At 36.0% G+C, this 15,846-nt stretch carries 17 protein-coding genes; all 17 read right to left on the reverse strand.

Annotated elements, in window-relative coordinates:
- Positions 1–186: 186 nt before the first annotated feature.
- Positions 187–954 (reverse strand): tyrosine-protein phosphatase, encoded by a 768-nt coding sequence (locus tag ACXKY9_RS26305; RefSeq protein WP_002133780.1) that lies wholly within the window; start codon positions 952–954, stop codon positions 187–189.
- Between the two features lie 111 nt (positions 955–1,065).
- Complete coding sequence (locus tag ACXKY9_RS26310; protein ID WP_001185475.1) at positions 1,066–1,767, reverse strand: CpsD/CapB family tyrosine-protein kinase; 702 nt, start codon at positions 1,765–1,767, stop codon at positions 1,066–1,068.
- Entirely contained in the window at positions 1,757–2,500 is a 744-nt protein-coding gene (locus ACXKY9_RS26315) for a YveK family protein (protein ID WP_000393138.1), read from the reverse strand. The genes ACXKY9_RS26310 and ACXKY9_RS26315 overlap by 11 nt, the downstream gene beginning before the upstream one ends.
- Positions 2,501–2,762: 262 nt before the next feature.
- Positions 2,763–3,440 carry a CpsD/CapB family tyrosine-protein kinase gene (locus tag ACXKY9_RS26320; RefSeq protein WP_000467955.1) on the reverse strand — a complete coding sequence of 226 codons (678 nt, stop codon included), beginning with the start codon at positions 3,438–3,440 and terminating at the stop codon, positions 2,763–2,765.
- A gap of 344 nt (positions 3,441–3,784) precedes the next feature.
- A complete protein-coding gene (gene fabZ, locus ACXKY9_RS26325; protein ID WP_000931959.1) occupies positions 3,785–4,219 on the reverse strand; it encodes a 3-hydroxyacyl-ACP dehydratase FabZ in 435 nt (144 codons plus the stop codon).
- 426 nt (positions 4,220–4,645) lie between these two features.
- Positions 4,646–5,647 (reverse strand): rod shape-determining protein, encoded by a 1,002-nt coding sequence (locus ACXKY9_RS26330; protein WP_000457978.1) that lies wholly within the window; start codon positions 5,645–5,647, stop codon positions 4,646–4,648.
- 160 nt (positions 5,648–5,807) lie between these two features.
- Positions 5,808–6,080 carry a sporulation transcriptional regulator SpoIIID gene (spoIIID, locus tag ACXKY9_RS26335; RefSeq protein WP_000544012.1) on the reverse strand — a complete coding sequence of 91 codons (273 nt, stop codon included), beginning with the start codon at positions 6,078–6,080 and terminating at the stop codon, positions 5,808–5,810.
- Between the two features lie 308 nt (positions 6,081–6,388).
- Complete coding sequence (locus tag ACXKY9_RS26340) at positions 6,389–6,523, reverse strand: hypothetical protein (protein ID WP_000008903.1); 135 nt, start codon at positions 6,521–6,523, stop codon at positions 6,389–6,391.
- 141 nt (positions 6,524–6,664) lie between these two features.
- On the reverse strand, positions 6,665–7,570 hold the full coding sequence (gene spoIIQ, locus ACXKY9_RS26345; RefSeq protein ID WP_001214926.1) for a stage II sporulation protein SpoIIQ: 906 nt from the start codon (positions 7,568–7,570) through the stop codon (positions 6,665–6,667).
- Positions 7,571–7,732: 162 nt separating this feature from the next.
- On the reverse strand, positions 7,733–8,437 hold the full coding sequence (locus tag ACXKY9_RS26350; RefSeq protein WP_000144447.1) for an ABC transporter permease: 705 nt from the start codon (positions 8,435–8,437) through the stop codon (positions 7,733–7,735).
- Entirely contained in the window at positions 8,437–9,279 is an 843-nt protein-coding gene (locus ACXKY9_RS26355; protein ID WP_000170864.1) for an ABC transporter ATP-binding protein, read from the reverse strand. The genes ACXKY9_RS26350 and ACXKY9_RS26355 overlap by 1 nt, the downstream gene beginning before the upstream one ends.
- Before the next feature lie 180 nt (positions 9,280–9,459).
- Positions 9,460–10,467, reverse strand: coding sequence for a LytTR family transcriptional regulator DNA-binding domain-containing protein (locus ACXKY9_RS26360; protein ID WP_001185918.1), 1,008 nt, complete (start codon positions 10,465–10,467; stop codon positions 9,460–9,462).
- A 99-nt stretch (positions 10,468–10,566) separates the two neighbouring features.
- Entirely contained in the window at positions 10,567–11,586 is a 1,020-nt protein-coding gene (gene spoIID / locus ACXKY9_RS26365) for a stage II sporulation protein D (protein ID WP_000672663.1), read from the reverse strand.
- Positions 11,587–11,792: 206 nt separating this feature from the next.
- Positions 11,793–13,097 carry a UDP-N-acetylglucosamine 1-carboxyvinyltransferase gene (gene murA / locus ACXKY9_RS26370; RefSeq protein ID WP_000411274.1) on the reverse strand — a complete coding sequence of 435 codons (1,305 nt, stop codon included), beginning with the start codon at positions 13,095–13,097 and terminating at the stop codon, positions 11,793–11,795.
- A gap of 39 nt (positions 13,098–13,136) precedes the next feature.
- Positions 13,137–13,841, reverse strand: a complete 705-nt coding sequence (locus tag ACXKY9_RS26375; protein ID WP_000767916.1) for a YwmB family TATA-box binding protein — start codon at positions 13,839–13,841, stop codon at positions 13,137–13,139.
- Positions 13,842–13,892: 51 nt separating this feature from the next.
- A complete protein-coding gene (locus tag ACXKY9_RS26380) occupies positions 13,893–14,129 on the reverse strand; it encodes a DUF1146 family protein (protein ID WP_000057889.1) in 237 nt (78 codons plus the stop codon).
- Positions 14,130–14,331: 202 nt separating this feature from the next.
- Complete coding sequence (nuoN, locus tag ACXKY9_RS26385; protein WP_002133774.1) at positions 14,332–15,846, reverse strand: NADH-quinone oxidoreductase subunit NuoN; 1,515 nt, start codon at positions 15,844–15,846, stop codon at positions 14,332–14,334.

Here is a 15,846-nt window from a genome sequence, read left to right on the forward strand (position 1 = left end):
ATAGGGTCGTCTTTACAACTCCATAAGTAGAGTTTCTAACATAAATAAATTATGGGCATCCAACCCATCCTCACGTCATACTCCCGACGACAAGCGTCTAAGGTAGGTTCGAAATAAAAATTTCTACCCACAGCACGACCGAGTGCCTCCGTTGATAACGGTTAGGAGACATCACCAATTCTTTATTTAAAAAATACCGAACAATTTTTTACGACGAATTTGTTCTGGATCTTCTTTATAAATTGCCTTCCCGCTAATTAATAAGTACGGATTTTCTTTCAAATCACTCATAACACTCATTCCAAATTCTTTCTCAATTAGTTCATAGCTTTCCGCTAAATGAAATCCTCTTGATGTCGTGTTATGTGCATCTGATGCGATCATATGTGTTAAATTATGTTCTACAAGCTGTAGTGAGAATTTTTTAATTTTTTTTCCAAATTTCCCAAGTAAACTACCTGCTGTCACTTGTGTTAATGCACCTTTATTTACAAGATTATATAACTTATCTGGCCGCTCGATTAACTCGGCATTACGTTCCGGATGAACGATAATTGGAATCATTCCTTTTACGCGCAATTCATATAGTAGTTGTTCTGCATAACGAGGTACGTGATTTGATGGGAATTCAATGAATATATATTTATTTGTTTCATTTAAAGTAACGATTTTACCAGCTTCATAGTCTTCTAATAAATCGCCATATAATCTGACCTCTTGCCCAGGTAAAATGGTAAGTGGCATATTATGTTGTTGTAGTTCATCATTTAGTTGTTTTACATGATGAATAATTGAGGTACGTTCATTTACATATTTTCCATTTTGATGGTGTGGCGTTGCGACAATGGTATGTATTCCTTCTGAAACGGCTTGTTGTGCCATTGCTAAACTATCTGTTACTGTCTGTGCACCGTCATCGATCCCCGGTAAAATGTGACAATGTAAATCTATCATTTGTTTCATCCTCCCTCTCTCCTATAAAGATCTTTTTTCCCTTGAATATGAGATATCGCTCATATTCAAGGGAAAAAAGGAGATATGTTTTTACCATATCTCACTTTAAAATTAGTTTGCACCGTAGTAGTAGTATAGGCCTTGTTCACGTTCACGGTCGTTTAGAACAACGCCCAACAATTTACCTTTAGCCGATTCTAACAATCCTTTTGCTTTTACCGCTGTTTCTTTCTCTGTCGATTCACTACGAACAACAAGAATAGAAGCATCACATACATTTGCCATAATTTGCGCATCTGTTACAGCTAAAATAGGCGGCATATCAAAAATAACTAAGTCGTACATGCTGTATGCTTGTCCAAGAAGTTCTTTCATTGATTTTGAACCTAACAATTCAGCTGGGTTTGGGGGGATTGGACCACAAGCTAAAAAGTGTAGATTATCAACTAGTGTTGTTTGCACACATTTCTCTAAACGTTCACTATGTGTTAATACATTCGTTAGTCCAAAAATATTGTCTACTTGGAACATTTGATGCATTGCTGGTTTACGCATATCTGCATCAATTAATAATACTTTTTTTCCTTGTTGAGCAAACACAACAGCCATATTCGCTGTCGTTGTTGTTTTCCCTTCACTTGGATTTGCAGACGTGACCATTAATGAATGTAAATTCGTATCAACAGCTGCAAATTCAATATTCGTTCGAATATTACGATATTGTTCTGAAATTGGTGATTTCGGTTGTTGATGAGCAATTAATTGACGGCGTTGACGATGATTCTTTTTCTTTTTAAATAATTTAAGAGCCAATTGTTTGTCCCCTCACTTTTCTTGATGATGGAGCGTGTGATTTCACGTTCATTGTTTCTTCATCCATACGAGCTACAATTCCTAATACTGGTAAGCCAAGTAAGTTTTCCACATCTTCTTCTTTTTTCACTGTGTTATCTAAGTATTCTAGTAAGAATGCAAGACCAACTGAAGCCATTAAACCAACAACGAAAGCAATTGCCACATTTAACATTGGACGCGGTTTAATTGGAGATTGATTTTCTGCAACTTCTGCTTTAGATAATACTGTTACGTTATCAACGTTCATAATTTTTGCAACTTCACCTTTAAATACATCTGCAGTTGCATTCGCAATATCGCGAGCTAATTTCGGATCTTTATCCTCAGCTGTTACAGAGATTACTTGTGAATCCTTTTCATTCGCAACATTAATCTTTCCTGTTAGCACTTGAGATGTCATATTTAAATTTAATTTTTCATTCACTTGTTCTAAGATTACTGGACTTTTAATGATAACCTTATATGTATTCGTTAATTGAATATTCGTTTGAATTTCACCAGCTTGGAACATTGCACCCTCTTGCTTCTTCTGATTCACAAGAATTTGCGTCGAAGATTGATAGATTGGTGTCATAAAGAAGAAGCTAATGATAGCACTTACAATAGCTGCACCAAAGGCGATTACGAGGATCATTGCTAAACGTTTTTTTAAGATATGAAATAACTCTTTTAAACTAATTGTTTCTTCCATAGGTTCCTCCAACTTTCTAAAATTTACACATAGGAAAAATTATAACATATAAATCTTACATTTTTTATTTTTAATAATTTAGTTCTATATTTGTTCACAAGAAACAAGTATAATCTTACAAAATAATCTTAAATATGACAACACATTCCAATGATTCTCCAAATTATTTATCATATCATGCTTTTTATGCTATGTAACTTGAGAAATAAATTTAAGAATACAAAAAAAGCCAACAAGTATTTCTTGTTGGCCTGTTTCTATTTTAGTAATAACCATACTGCTCTTTTTCTTCTCTTTTATCATTCAAAACGACTCCAAGTATTTTGCCTGATGCTTTATCTAATATTTGTTTCGCTTTTACGATTTTATCTTTTTCCGTCTTTTCACTTCGTACAACGAGTACGATTCCATCACATTTGTTCGCTAGTATTTGTGCATCCGTAACCGCAAGCACAGGTGGTGTGTCGATTAATATAATATCAAACATGTTATATGCTTCTAGCAATGCCTCGTCCATTGCCCGGCTCCCTAATAGTTCTGCTGGGTTTGGCGGGATTGGACCTGCTGCCATTAAGTATACGTTCTCTATATCTGTTTTTTGAATGCATTGCATAAGTTTTGCTTGTCCTGATAATAAGTTCGTTAATCCATTTGAACTATGAATGGCAAATAAGTTTTGTATCGTCGGCTTCCGCAAGTCAGCTCCAATTAATAAAACTTTCTTTCCTTGTTGTCCGAAAACAACTGCTAAGTTTGAGATTGTCGTTGTTTTCCCATCACCTGGATCTGCCGAAGTAACAATAATAGAACGAACATGATTATCTACAGATGTAAACTCAATGTTTGTACGAATGTTACGGTATTGTTCTGTAATACGCGATTTAGGCTCTTTATGTGTAATTAATTGTCGTAATGGTTTTCTTTTCTTTCTCCCGAACATATTCATAATCTCCTTTTGTGAAATGCGACATTTCCCTTTTCTCTCTCTTATGCTCGATTTCATACGTCTAATTAATATTTTTGCTGATTTCCCCATATCTCATCATAATCAATAACATTCTAATTTGTCTTACTTAAGTACCTTAACAATATGACAATGCCCTTATTTCTTTATTACCTTTATCACTTATCCTGTTTTCTAGATAAATACTAAAGTAAGTATATGGTAATTTCCATCTATTTACAAGTTATTTTCTGATTAGTTTGTATATTATTGTTTCATCGTTATATAGCAGAAATTAAAAAATCCCCTTGTCTTTTCACAAGGAGATTTTTCAGTACTATCTATTCTTTTTTATCACCAATCGCAAATGTAATTTCTGCCTCACATGCAACTTCACCATCTACTGTTGCGATTGCTTTTCCTTTTCCAATTGGGCCGCGTACGCGTGTCATTTCTACTTCTAGACGAAGCTGATCACCTGGGCGTACTTGTTTTTTGAAACGGCAATTGTCGATACCTGCAAAGAAAGCAAGTCTTCCGCGGTTTTCTTCTTTCTTTAATACTGCAACTGCTCCTACTTGCGCTAATGCTTCTACAATAAGTACACCAGGCATAACTGCATAGTCAGGGAAGTGTCCGTTAAAGAATTCTTCGTTTGCGGATACATTTTTAATCCCAACCGCTCTTTTTCCTTCATCTACTTCTAATATTTTATCAACAAGTAAAAATGGATAGCGGTGAGGAATGATTTCTTTAATTTGTTCTATATTTAGCATGTAACAATCGCCCCTTTTGTAATATTGGTCTTACCACTTGGACATATTGCTATTATCCCATTTTGTTTATTGTTTGTCATTACAAAGTAACATTTTATATTTAGTACAACTTCCTAAAAAAAATGCACACACTCTATTCCATTAAAATAGTTGCACATTTTTGCAACTGACACGGAGGTGGAAAAGAGTGTATGCCCAAATTAGGGAAAGGCAATATGTATTGAAACATTATTTGCCTTAATGTCGTATTCGACTCATTATATTATAAACGTTTTCAATTAAGGAAATATTAAATTTAACCATATATATGAATATTTTACCTGTTTCCTTCATATTTCTCTATTTTCCTTCCATTTTCGCAAAAAAACAAAATAAAAAAATATAAAAACAAAAAAGAACTAAGGCATTAGCCTTAGTTCTTTCAAATTATCTCAAAGCACGCTTTGGTAATCTGTCGATATTCTCTAACATAATACCTGTACCAACCGCAACGCAGTGCATTGGGTTTTCAGCAATTAATACTGGTACTTTTAGTTCTTCTGCTAGAAGCATGTCGATACCGTGTAGTAAAGCTCCACCGCCTGTTAGAATAACACCGCGGTCGATGATATCTGCAGATAATTCTGGTGGTGTGCGCTCTAATACACCTTTTGCAGCTTGTACAATAACAGCTGCATTTTCTTTTAATGCTTCTGTAATTTCTTCAGAGCATACTGTAATTGTACGTGGTAAGCCTGTTACCATGTCACGTCCGCGAATTTCAAGTTCTTCGCTACGTGCACCTGGGAATACTGTACCAACTTTAATTTTAATATCTTCTGAAGTACGTTCTCCGATTAATAGCTTATACTTACGTTTAATATAGTTTAAGATCTCCATATCAAACTTATCGCCAGCCATTTTGATAGAGGAAGAGGTAACAATATCACCCATAGATAGTACAGCGATATCTGTTGTACCTCCACCAATATCAACAACCATGTTACCGCTTGGTTGGAAGATTTCCATACCAGCACCAACTGCGGCTACTTTTGGTTCTTCTTCTAAAAATACTGTTTTACCACCTGAACGTTCAGCAGCTTCACGAATTGCTTTTTGTTCTACTGATGTAATATTTGTTGGACAACAAATTAAAATACGAGGTTTTGAAAAGAAGCTCTTTACGTCCAATTTGTTAATGAAATACTTTAACATTGCTTCTGTAATTTCAAAGTCTGCGATTACACCATCTTTAAGTGGACGAATTGCTACAATATTACCAGGCGTACGTCCCACCATGCTTCTCGCTTCTTCACCTACTGCTAATACTTTACCACTATTACGATCAATTGCCACAACAGATGGCTCATTTAATACAATACCCTTACCTTTAACATGAATTAATACGTTAGCCGTACCTAGGTCAATTCCGATATCTCGCGCAAACATTCCCGTTTTTTCCTCCTCGATATTCAAAATCAGGTTACACCCGAATTCTTTTCACCTAATTTCTGATTTTATCATAAATTTAACAGAAACGTAATATTCGCAAAAAGAATTCTTCTGAAAAATATTACCGAATGTGAACGGAATGTTTGCTACTGTAACATTATTGACGTACAGGCTTCTCTACATCTTCTTTTCTATACTTTTGTTTTGTTGCTTCTCCCCCTCTTAAATGACGAATAGACTTATGATAATCAAGAATTTCTTTCACTTCATTTGCGAGCTCTGGATTAATTTCTGGTAGACGTTCTGTTAAATCTTTATGGACTGTACTCTTTGATACCCCAAATTCCTTTGCAATGACACGCACTGTCTTTCTTGTCTCCACGATATACTTACCAATCTTGATAGTTCTCTCTTTGATGTAATCGTGCACACCACTCGCCTCCCTAATTTGGATGTGAGAAGGGTGAAATGAGCCTCGCTGCATACGACTAAGAAGTAAGTGTGAGTGCTGTTTGTAAGCGTTAAACATTCTTGGATTTATAATGAAATGATTCACGATTTCTCACCTCAAACACTCTCTTTGCTTTGGTTTATACCATTGTATTGCCCGCACTACTGATATATGCTACATGTTCACTATTTTTGCGGACTAAGTTAAGAAAAATTACGTTTTTTTGTGAGAAATACGTTAAAACTGACTATTATAGCGAAAAAAAATGACACCTTATATATAAGGTGTCATTCTTCTCGTTCCAATTCTTCTTCTAACAATTGATGGTGGGGAACCTCTTTCTTACCGGCAATGTAATAATATAAAGTGAATAAAACAAACAATAAAATAATAGCAGTCGACAGAACAAACAAAAATGACACAGTATCCCCTCCCTTTTGTAATATATATTCGAGAATCTCGTCATTTTTCCTTGTTATTGCAACTTTTTTCTCGAAATTGAGTATTTTTATATAAAAATAAAAAAATCAGCTCCCCTAGTGGGAACTGATTTTTTCACTTCATTATTCTTGTGAAGAAGAATCGTTAGATGATTCTGTAGAACCATTTGTTGATTTTTCTTCTTTCTTCGGTTCTTCTTTTTTGTCACTAGTTGAACCGCTTGTTGATTTCTCTTCTTTTTGAGACTTGTCTTCTGTTTTACTTTCAGGTTTCGTGCTCGTTGACTTCTCTTCTTTTTGAGATTTGTCATCAGCTTTTTTACCAGAAGCATTCGTAGCCTTTGCAGCACCTGCATCAGCTTTAATTTCTGTTACTGATTTATTTAAGTAACGTTCAGGGTTCACAGCCACATTGTCTTTACGTACTTCAAAGTGAACGTGAGAACCTGCCTCTTTATTCATTGCACTTAGACCGGATGTTCCTAATACTTCACCTTGTGCAACTCTTGCACCTTTTTCTACTTTCACACTGCCTAAGCTTTGATAAGATACCGCTACACCATTTCCACTATCAACTGTTACAACATAACCAAGAAGTGAATCTTTTTCAGCTTTCGTTACTGTACCACTTAAAGCAGCAGCAACATTGAATTCTTTTCCATTCTTCGCAGCAATGTCAATTCCTTTATTCGGGGAATATGTGTTGTTATAAAAGACAAGTGCTTTTTCTTGTTCCGCCTCAGTTGCTGCATCTTCATAGAATTTCTTCTGTACGACTACTTCCGCATTCGCGGCAGCTGGCATTTTCACTACTTCTGAAGATTTTGTTACTGGTACTGCTGGATCTTCCGATTGTGTATACGGTGTTGCTTGATCGTGGTTTGGAGTCTTCTTCGGATTAGCTCCTTGGAACCATAGCGCAACCATTAAGATTACCGCTGCACAAGCAATGTATAGTGCCGGAAACACCCATCTTTTTTGAAATAAATGTACTACCTTTTGCGACTTTTTATTATTTCTTCCTCGCATTCCATCATCACCTCAGCAATCATTTTGAACAATATTCACGTATCCTATACAACGTATAACTAATTACTTTTCGACAAAATCTGTAAAAATATGTATAAGAATTGTAAAATTTCCGAGGAAATGATAGAAAAAAGAAAAAACTGAGCACTTTTGGCTCAGTTTTTAATCTAATTGTTTCTTTTTATATACGATTAAACATACAAAGAGCGATATAATAAGCCAAACTGCAACATTTAATACATGCCCACTAATACTACCAAATCCCGCCCCACCTACTAAACTGTTAAGTGCTTTCACAATATGAGATGTTGGAAGATATCCAATCATCGTCTTAATTACTTTATTTTCAACCATTGGCTCAAACTGTACAGCCAAATACATCGTCATTAATATCGGCATTCCAATTATTGATGTTTGTGGTACAGATGCAGCTAACAATCCAATCATTGTTCCAATCACAATAAATAAAATTGTTCCACATAAGAAAATAAATCCTAGCAATAATAGATTTCCACTGAATTGATCCAAAATAAATAAGTTCACAATACAAATGCCCAATGTCAAACATACTGTTAATATACTTTTTCCAAGTAGAACTTCAACCGAAGATGCCGGTGATAGCATTAATACACGCAATGTATGTTTTTCTTTTTCTTCTGCAATTACCATAGATTGAACAAACCCTGCGACAAATAGGAAGGCCGTTATAGTAGTAATGCCTAACATTTCCTTTCCCACTCCAAATCTGCTAAACAAAAATGAAAGTATAATTGGTAAAAATGCCATTAACAACACTTGTGAATTTGTCTTAAAATCTTGTACTTCTTTTCTAAAAATAGCTGATACACGTCTCATTGAAAATGTCATTATAATCCCCTCCCAGTAACTTCAATAAAGATATCGCCTAAAGTTGGTTCGTGTGAATGAATGGATAGTAATTCTCCTTTGTTCATCCATTCTGAAATACGTTTTGCACCTAATTCATCTTTTTGTACCGTTTCTTTCTTCTTATCCTTTAACACGACTTGTATTTGATCTTTCGCGTATTGTAAGCGAAGGTTCTCCGGTGTATCAAGTGCTACAATCTCTCCGCCACACAGGAAGGCAATGCGGTTACAAAGCGTTTCTGCTTCGTCCATGTTGTGAGTCGTTAAGAAAATCGTCGTTCCTTCTTTATTTAAGTCTTTTAAGATTTTATGAATGTTTTGTACGTTTACTGGATCAAGTGCAGATGTTGGTTCGTCTAAGAAGAGGATATCTGGTTTATGAAGGATTGCTCTTGCTAGTGTGACGCGTTGCTTCATTCCCTTTGATAATTTTTTTACTGGTGTTTTTTTATCATCTAATAAATTCACTTGTGCTAGTACTTCATCGATTCGTTCTTTTTTGCAATCGTATAAGTCACAAAATAATAGTAAGTTATCATAAATGCTAAGTCTTTCATATAAGCCGCTGTTATCTGTTAAAATACCAATTCGTTTGTAATCGATGCTACTTGGTCCTGTAATATCTTTCCCTAATACTCTTACCGTTCCAACACTATGAAGCAATTGAGAAGTTAAAATTTTTACTGTTGTCGTCTTACCAGATCCACTCGGTCCAAGGAATCCGAATATCTCTCCTTGCTTCACCTCAATATTTACATTTCGAAGTGCCGTTTTTCCACTGAAACTTTTCATTACATCTTTCATTTCAATTGCCAATGTCATTTCTTCATCCCCTTTGTTTTTCTTCTTTATAGATGAAAGTCGCTTTAGCGCTTTTCGTTCGTTTGTTTCGCTTTTCTTGACTCAATCATATGAAAAACAAAGGGTAGGCGCATTAAAATACCGGTAAAAGGAGTATTTTTACCGGTGAATGAATCGCATATTGAGCTTATTGGAGCACTTTTATAGTCCAATAACACCTTTTAATTCATCCATTCGTCCTTTTGAAAGCGGGATTGAACTTTTTCTTTCGTCGTCTAAAATTAAGCTAAAACTGTTACGAGTCCAAGTAATCACTTCTCGCACTCTTTGTAAATTCACAAGGTACGAGCGATGACATCTAAAGAAACCAAAACCTGTTAACCTTGCTTCTAGTTCGCTTAATGTTAATGCACATACGAAATCTCCTTCACGAACGTGAATATGTGTTACTCCGTTTTGTGTTTCAATGAAATGGATTTCCATCGGATCAAGTAAAATGATTTTATCGTTCACTTTCGCAGGTATTCTTTCTAACTTCATTTGCGGAATTATTTGAACGACCTTCTCTTCATCGACTTCTTCTGCTTCCTCTTGTTCAATTTCTACTTTTTTCACACCATCGTTGTTTAATATGTATACATCCTCTGTTAACGAAAGGGCATCCGATAGAAAAGATGACGTAATAAAAATTGCCTTTCCTTGTTCTTTCATTTTCATAATTGCTTTTCGAATAATAACCGTACTCTCTATATCTACATTTTGCTCCGGTTCTTCCAAAATGATTAAATCCGGATTATGAATCATCATTCGTCCAATATGAAGACGACGCTTCTCTGAAAATGATAGTTTTTCTATTTTAACGTTTAGCTTATCTAGGAGACCAACAGACTGCACAACTTCTTTTATACTTATCTTTGATTCATAAAGCCCTATTAAAAACTTAAAGTATTCCTTCACCTTCAAACGATCATATGCTTCATCCTTCAAAAAACAAAAGCCTATGCGGGAATAATTTTTCTTTCCAATTGCTTCCCCTTCAAACAGTACGTTGCCAGTTGAAGCTTCTTCTTGACCAATAATAATGCGGTGTAACACTTTAGCTGTATGATTATTGCATTGCAAAACAATACATTGTCCTTTTTCAACCTTTAGCTCAATTTCCGGTAACTGGTTCGCCTTCCCTAACTGTTTCAACTCCAGTAGCGCCATTTCGTCTCCCCCAAATGTCTTTTTATCCTATTATATCAAACAATTAATGGAAAATTATTCTATTTTACATAAAAAAAATAGACGCCAGAGTTCTGACACCTATTTCTTCACCATCAATTTTCCTTCATAATCATTCATCGTCTTTATTTCAACGCCTTTATAGTAATGAGCGACGATATCTGTATATTTCTTTCCTTCCGCTGCCATGCCGTTCGCCCCGTATTGACTCATACCAACGCCGTGACCGAAGCCTTTCGTCGTAACGATGATTTTATCTCCTTGTTGTTTCCACGTAAAATCAGAAGAACGTAAATCTAACTTTTCACGAACTTCTTTTCCTGTTAATGTTTTTCCTTGAAAAGCTACATCCTTTACGCGCTTTCCTTCCGTAAGGTCTTTAATATTTCCAACCTTCCCGTCTGCTAACACTTTCACACCGAGACGTTTTTGAAAATCAGCTACTGTAAATGTTTGCTCACTCGTAAACTTTGGAGAGGCTTGATCCCACGGACTATCTACACTTTTCAAGTACGGATAATCATTTCCCCAATAGTCAGCTGCATTTTCTGTTCGGCCATTACTCGTTGAAAAGAAGGATGCTGAAATTGGTTTTCCATCATACGTTAAAACTTGTCCTGCTGTTTTCGAAACGGCTTCTTCGATTTTCTTCAAATTATTTTCGTAGTTATTGCCCCATTGCTTCTTCAATTCATCTTTGCTTTTGTACACTTGATCTTTCACCGTATCTGTCACGTCCGCATTATTTTTCTTTCCTCCGCTTAACATACGTTGTACTACAAATGTTCTCGCTGCTAATGCCTGCGCCTTTAGTGCCTCTATTTCAAAACTGGCATTCATCTCAGAAGCTACTACACCTGTCACATACTCCTCCACTGGTAATGTTTCTACCTTCTTCTGTTTTTCGCGATATACAGCAACTTGAACAGCTGTATCTACTTTTCCTGGAGCTGGTATGCTTTCTATCGCTGGAGGAGTTTTAGAGGCCGTTTCTTCCCCTACTTTTGCTTTCGCAAATGGAATAACAAGGGCTGCAGGTACAATGATAACGAGCGCTATTAAGAGCGCTACTGTAATAAAAAGTGGCTTTGAAAATTTCATCCTATTTTCCCCCAATATAAAAGCTTTACTCCATTCATTCTTATGGAACAACTCTTTCTTTTAGAACATACTTAAGGGGAAGAGTATAAAACAGAAATTTTCTAAATATTTTTACTGGTACGTGCATAAGTATAGAATTTATTGACTATAACAGTAATAACCCAAAAAAATAGCCCCTATGTCAAAAGACATAGAGACTATTTCAATTAAGCGTGAAGATCAGAAACTTCTTGTTCTTTCACTTCTTCTACTTTTTCGTTTACACGTTCAATAGTTGCACCTAATGCAGCTAATTTCTTATGGAAGTTTACATAGCCACGGTCAAGATGTTTTAACTCAGTTACACGAGTATAACCTTCTGATACTAAACCAGCTAAGATTAATGCAGCTGCAGCACGTAAGTCAGTTGCTGCTACTTCAGCACCTTGTAAGCTGTTTGGACCGTTCATAATAACAGAACGACCTTCAATTTTAATATCAGCATTCATACGACGGAATTCTTCAACGTGCATAAAGCGGTTTTCGAATACCGTTTCTGTAATCATGCTTGTTCCATCAGCTTGTAGTAATAATGCCATCATTTGTGATTGCATGTCTGTTGGGAAACCTGGGTGAGGCATAGTTTTAATGTCAACCGCTTTTAACTTATCTGGGCCGATAACACGTACACCTTCGTTTTCCTCAATAATTTTAACACCCATTTCTTCCATTTTTGCTGTAATTGAGCGTAAATGTTCAGGTACAGCATTTTCAATTAAGATGTCTCCACCAGTAATTGCTGCTGCAACCATGAATGTTCCCGCTTCAATACGGTCAGGAATAATAGAATGGTTTGCACCATATAATTTATCAACGCCTTCGATACGAATCGTTCCAGTTCCAGCTCCGCGTACTTTCGCTCCCATCGCATTTAAGAAGTTAGCTAAGTCAACGATTTCTGGTTCTTTCGCTGCGTTTTCAAGAATTGTTGTCCCTTTTGCTAATGTAGCTGCAGACATAATGTTTTCTGTCGCGCCTACGCTTGGGAAGTCTAAGTAGATTTTAGCTCCTTTTAGTTCTCCCTCAACATATGCCTCAACAAAACCGTTACCAACCTGTACTTTCGCTCCCATTGCTTCGAAGCCTTTTAAATGTTGATCAATTGGACGTGAACCAATTGCACATCCACCAGGAAGTGCAATACGAGCACGACCGTTACGTGCTAATAATGGTCCCATTACTTGAACAGATGCACGCATTTTACGTACATATTCAAATGGTGCTTCAATGTTTAGTTCTTTAGAAGAATCGATTGTTACTTGATTATTTTCAAATACGACTTCAGCATTTAAATGACGTAATACCTCATTAATTGTGTATACATCAGACAAAACTGGTACTTCAGATAGTACATTCTTTCCATCACTCGCTAATAGGGCTGCAGCGATTATAGGTAATACAGCATTTTTTGCGCCCTCAACACGCACTGTGCCGTTTAACCGCTTTCCGCCACGGACGATGATCTTTTCCAAATTATTCCCCTCCGTGTCCTTTTTTCAGTATCTATTCACTCAATACTCAGAAGTTATGATCGGTGTGCCAACCACAATTGTATCTTTGTTGTCTGTAGAACGTATTGCTATTTGCACATTTATTTTCTCTCTATTTGTTGAAAGAGCGTCATCCCACTTTTTATTGTATGCGGAGACTGACACAAATGCTCTTTCTTCTACTTGTTCGATCGCTCTTGCTGAAAGATCTTTCAAAACCTGATTGGTTTTATTTTGCAAAACACCTTCAATCTTATCATTCAGTACACCTTGAACACAAGTGTAAATTATAGGTTTTTCACTAAAAATTTTATTCATGTTTTGAACATACTTCGGGTCCCATTTCGCCCCACTTACTTCAAAGATAATGAAAGTGTTTTCTTTAGTATTTTCTTTACTCCAAGTTACTACTACTCGTTCTTCATAAGAAGAAAGCTTTTTATAGGATGTAGCTTTATATCCATCTGGAGATTGCTCTACTTCCCACTTTTGAATATTTGCCTTTTCCTTCACATCGTTTAACAACTTTTGAAACGTATGTATGTTAGAAATTGTTTTTGTTTCTCTCGCTAACCATGACCATTTTTCTACTTTAGCATCATTTTTCTCTAAAGCCTTGATCATGCTCTCCATTTTCTGTTCATCGCTTATCGGTTTCATCTCTCTATATCCAACCAAAAATAAAACAACACTAAGTGCAACAATAAGAATGGCTTTAAGCTTCAATTTCATCCCCTCCTATCCCCATTGTTAACGGAGATTTGAGGTTCTATACACTTACTTTACTAAATACGTTAAACTCTTCGAATAGCCTAAATAATCAAGGAAAAAGTTACTTACAGATGTCCCAATTGCAATTGTAATTAAGATGAGTAATACTCGCGTCTGCAGCACTTTTCCGGACTTCATTAAACGCTCAATGTGAATGCCTTGTAAGGCCCACCACGTAATGGTAATAAACAATAAATGCGAAACAATGGCAATCAGTGCTTGTTGCCCTAAAAGTTGTGCCAAAAAATCGACCCCTTTTTACTCAGCTACTACTTATGAAAGAATATAAAAACGATACCATAATAAGTAGGAGCTACACTTTTTCAAATGCACATAGACATCTTACATTTTACATCGTGATTTTCTTTCCAAAAACGTATATCTACATTACAAGTTAACACAAAATAAAAAGCGCAGAGTACTGACTCCACACCTTTTATTTTCACTATTGTACCACGTTCCCTAAGAAGAAGAAATCTTTCATTAATGGAAAATATTCATAAAAGAAATTGTACCCAATCATCGGCATAATCCCTAGTATTACAATCGAAATTGCACAAAGACTCATAACAACCTTTATATTTAACGGTAACCGTATCCTCTCTTCTGTCTCTCCTGTGCGGAAAAACATTTGTTGTAAAATACGGAAATAATATACGAATGAAACAACTGTCGTACCCATCATAATCGAAGCTAGTACGTAATGTGCTGGATCTACATGAAGCGCGCCTAAAAAGATATTAATCTTTCCGATGAAGCCAGCCGTTCCTGGTATCCCAGCCAACGATAAAATAAAAATTGTCATCATAATCGCTGCAAATGGCGACCTTTTATATAAACCTGTGAAAATCGTTATATTTTCCTCATCATTTTGTAAGATTAAGCCGTGGATGATAGCAAATGCACCTATATTCATAAGCATGTATGCCAGCATATAAAACCACATGCTATCCATCGTAAATGGTGATAATGCGACAAGTGGAACGAGTAAATACCCTGCATGAGCAATGCCCGAATAAGCAAATAAACGCTTTATATTGTATTGTTTTAACGCGACTACATTCCCAACAATCATCGTAATACTTGCTAGCACCGCAATATATATACTCATATGCCCATATAAAGATTGCATATCTCCTTGTATTAATACACTTGCAAAAACCATAAGGAACAAACGAATAATGAGTAGGAAACCAGCAATTTTAGAAATCGTTCCAAGAAAAGCAGTAACTGGTGTAGCTGCTCCTTCATACACATCAGGTGCCCACATATGAAACGGCACTGTGGCAATTTTAAATGAGAGACCGACTAGCAATAAAAGAAATGCGAGAGCTAACAATAACTGAATACCACTAGCGAGTTCCCCAGTGAGTACCTTTTGCATATCTACAATGTTAGTTGAACCTGTAATACCGTATAAATAACTCATTCCGAAGAGCGTAATCGCCGTTCCAATTCCTCCGCTAATGACGTATTTCATTGCCGCTTCATTTGATGCACGGCTCTTTTTTCGTATTCCTACTAAAATATAAGAAGAAAGTGAAAGTAACTCCAAACCAACGAAAAGGGTAATGAAATCAACACTAGAAGCCATGAACATCGCACCAAGAAGTGCCATTAAAAATAAGTAATAATATTCACCCTTATCTTCAATTGGATTCTTCTTATCATCGCTCATTGCGGTGCATAAAATAAGAGCTGAGGCACCTAATAGCAATGTTTTAAACCCTTTTGAAAATCCATCTAACACAAACGATCCGTTTAAAATATCTCCAGCTAGTTCGCTATATAGCGTAATTAATGACACGATTGCTAATACGATAGCAGCAATCGCACCAAGAGCTACATATCTATGATTCAGCTTAAAAAACAAATCACATATGGAAAGAAGGATGGCGGCGCCGAGAATAATAAATTCTGGCACCATTAGATGCCACGATAAGCTAAGTAACGTATTCAT

The organism is Bacillus sp. 2175 (assembly GCF_057812155.1).

What these genes read in the sequence shown, in the direction of transcription:
- ACXKY9_RS26305 (WP_002133780.1), bottom strand. Translation starts at nt 954, where the DNA reads ATGATAGATTTACATTGTCACATTTTACCGGGGATCGATGACGGTGCA.
- ACXKY9_RS26315 (WP_000393138.1), bottom strand. Translation starts at nt 2,500, where the DNA reads ATGGAAGAAACAATTAGTTTAAAAGAGTTATTTCATATCTTAAAAAAA.
- ACXKY9_RS26320 (WP_000467955.1), bottom strand. Translation starts at nt 3,440, where the DNA reads ATGTTCGGGAGAAAGAAAAGAAAACCATTACGACAATTAATTACACAT.
- fabZ (WP_000931959.1), bottom strand. Translation starts at nt 4,219, where the DNA reads ATGCTAAATATAGAACAAATTAAAGAAATCATTCCTCACCGCTATCCA.
- ACXKY9_RS26330 (WP_000457978.1), bottom strand. Translation starts at nt 5,647, where the DNA reads ATGTTTGCGCGAGATATCGGAATTGACCTAGGTACGGCTAACGTATTA.
- spoIIQ (WP_001214926.1), bottom strand. Translation starts at nt 7,570, where the DNA reads ATGCGAGGAAGAAATAATAAAAAGTCGCAAAAGGTAGTACATTTATTT.
- ACXKY9_RS26350 (WP_000144447.1), bottom strand. Translation starts at nt 8,437, where the DNA reads ATGACATTTTCAATGAGACGTGTATCAGCTATTTTTAGAAAAGAAGTA.
- ACXKY9_RS26355 (WP_000170864.1), bottom strand. Translation starts at nt 9,279, where the DNA reads ATGACATTGGCAATTGAAATGAAAGATGTAATGAAAAGTTTCAGTGGA.
- ACXKY9_RS26360 (WP_001185918.1), bottom strand. Translation starts at nt 10,467, where the DNA reads ATGGCGCTACTGGAGTTGAAACAGTTAGGGAAGGCGAACCAGTTACCG.
- spoIID (WP_000672663.1), bottom strand. Translation starts at nt 11,586, where the DNA reads ATGAAATTTTCAAAGCCACTTTTTATTACAGTAGCGCTCTTAATAGCG.
- nuoN (WP_002133774.1), bottom strand. Translation starts at nt 15,846, where the DNA reads ATGAATACGTTACTTAGCTTATCGTGGCATCTAATGGTGCCAGAATTT.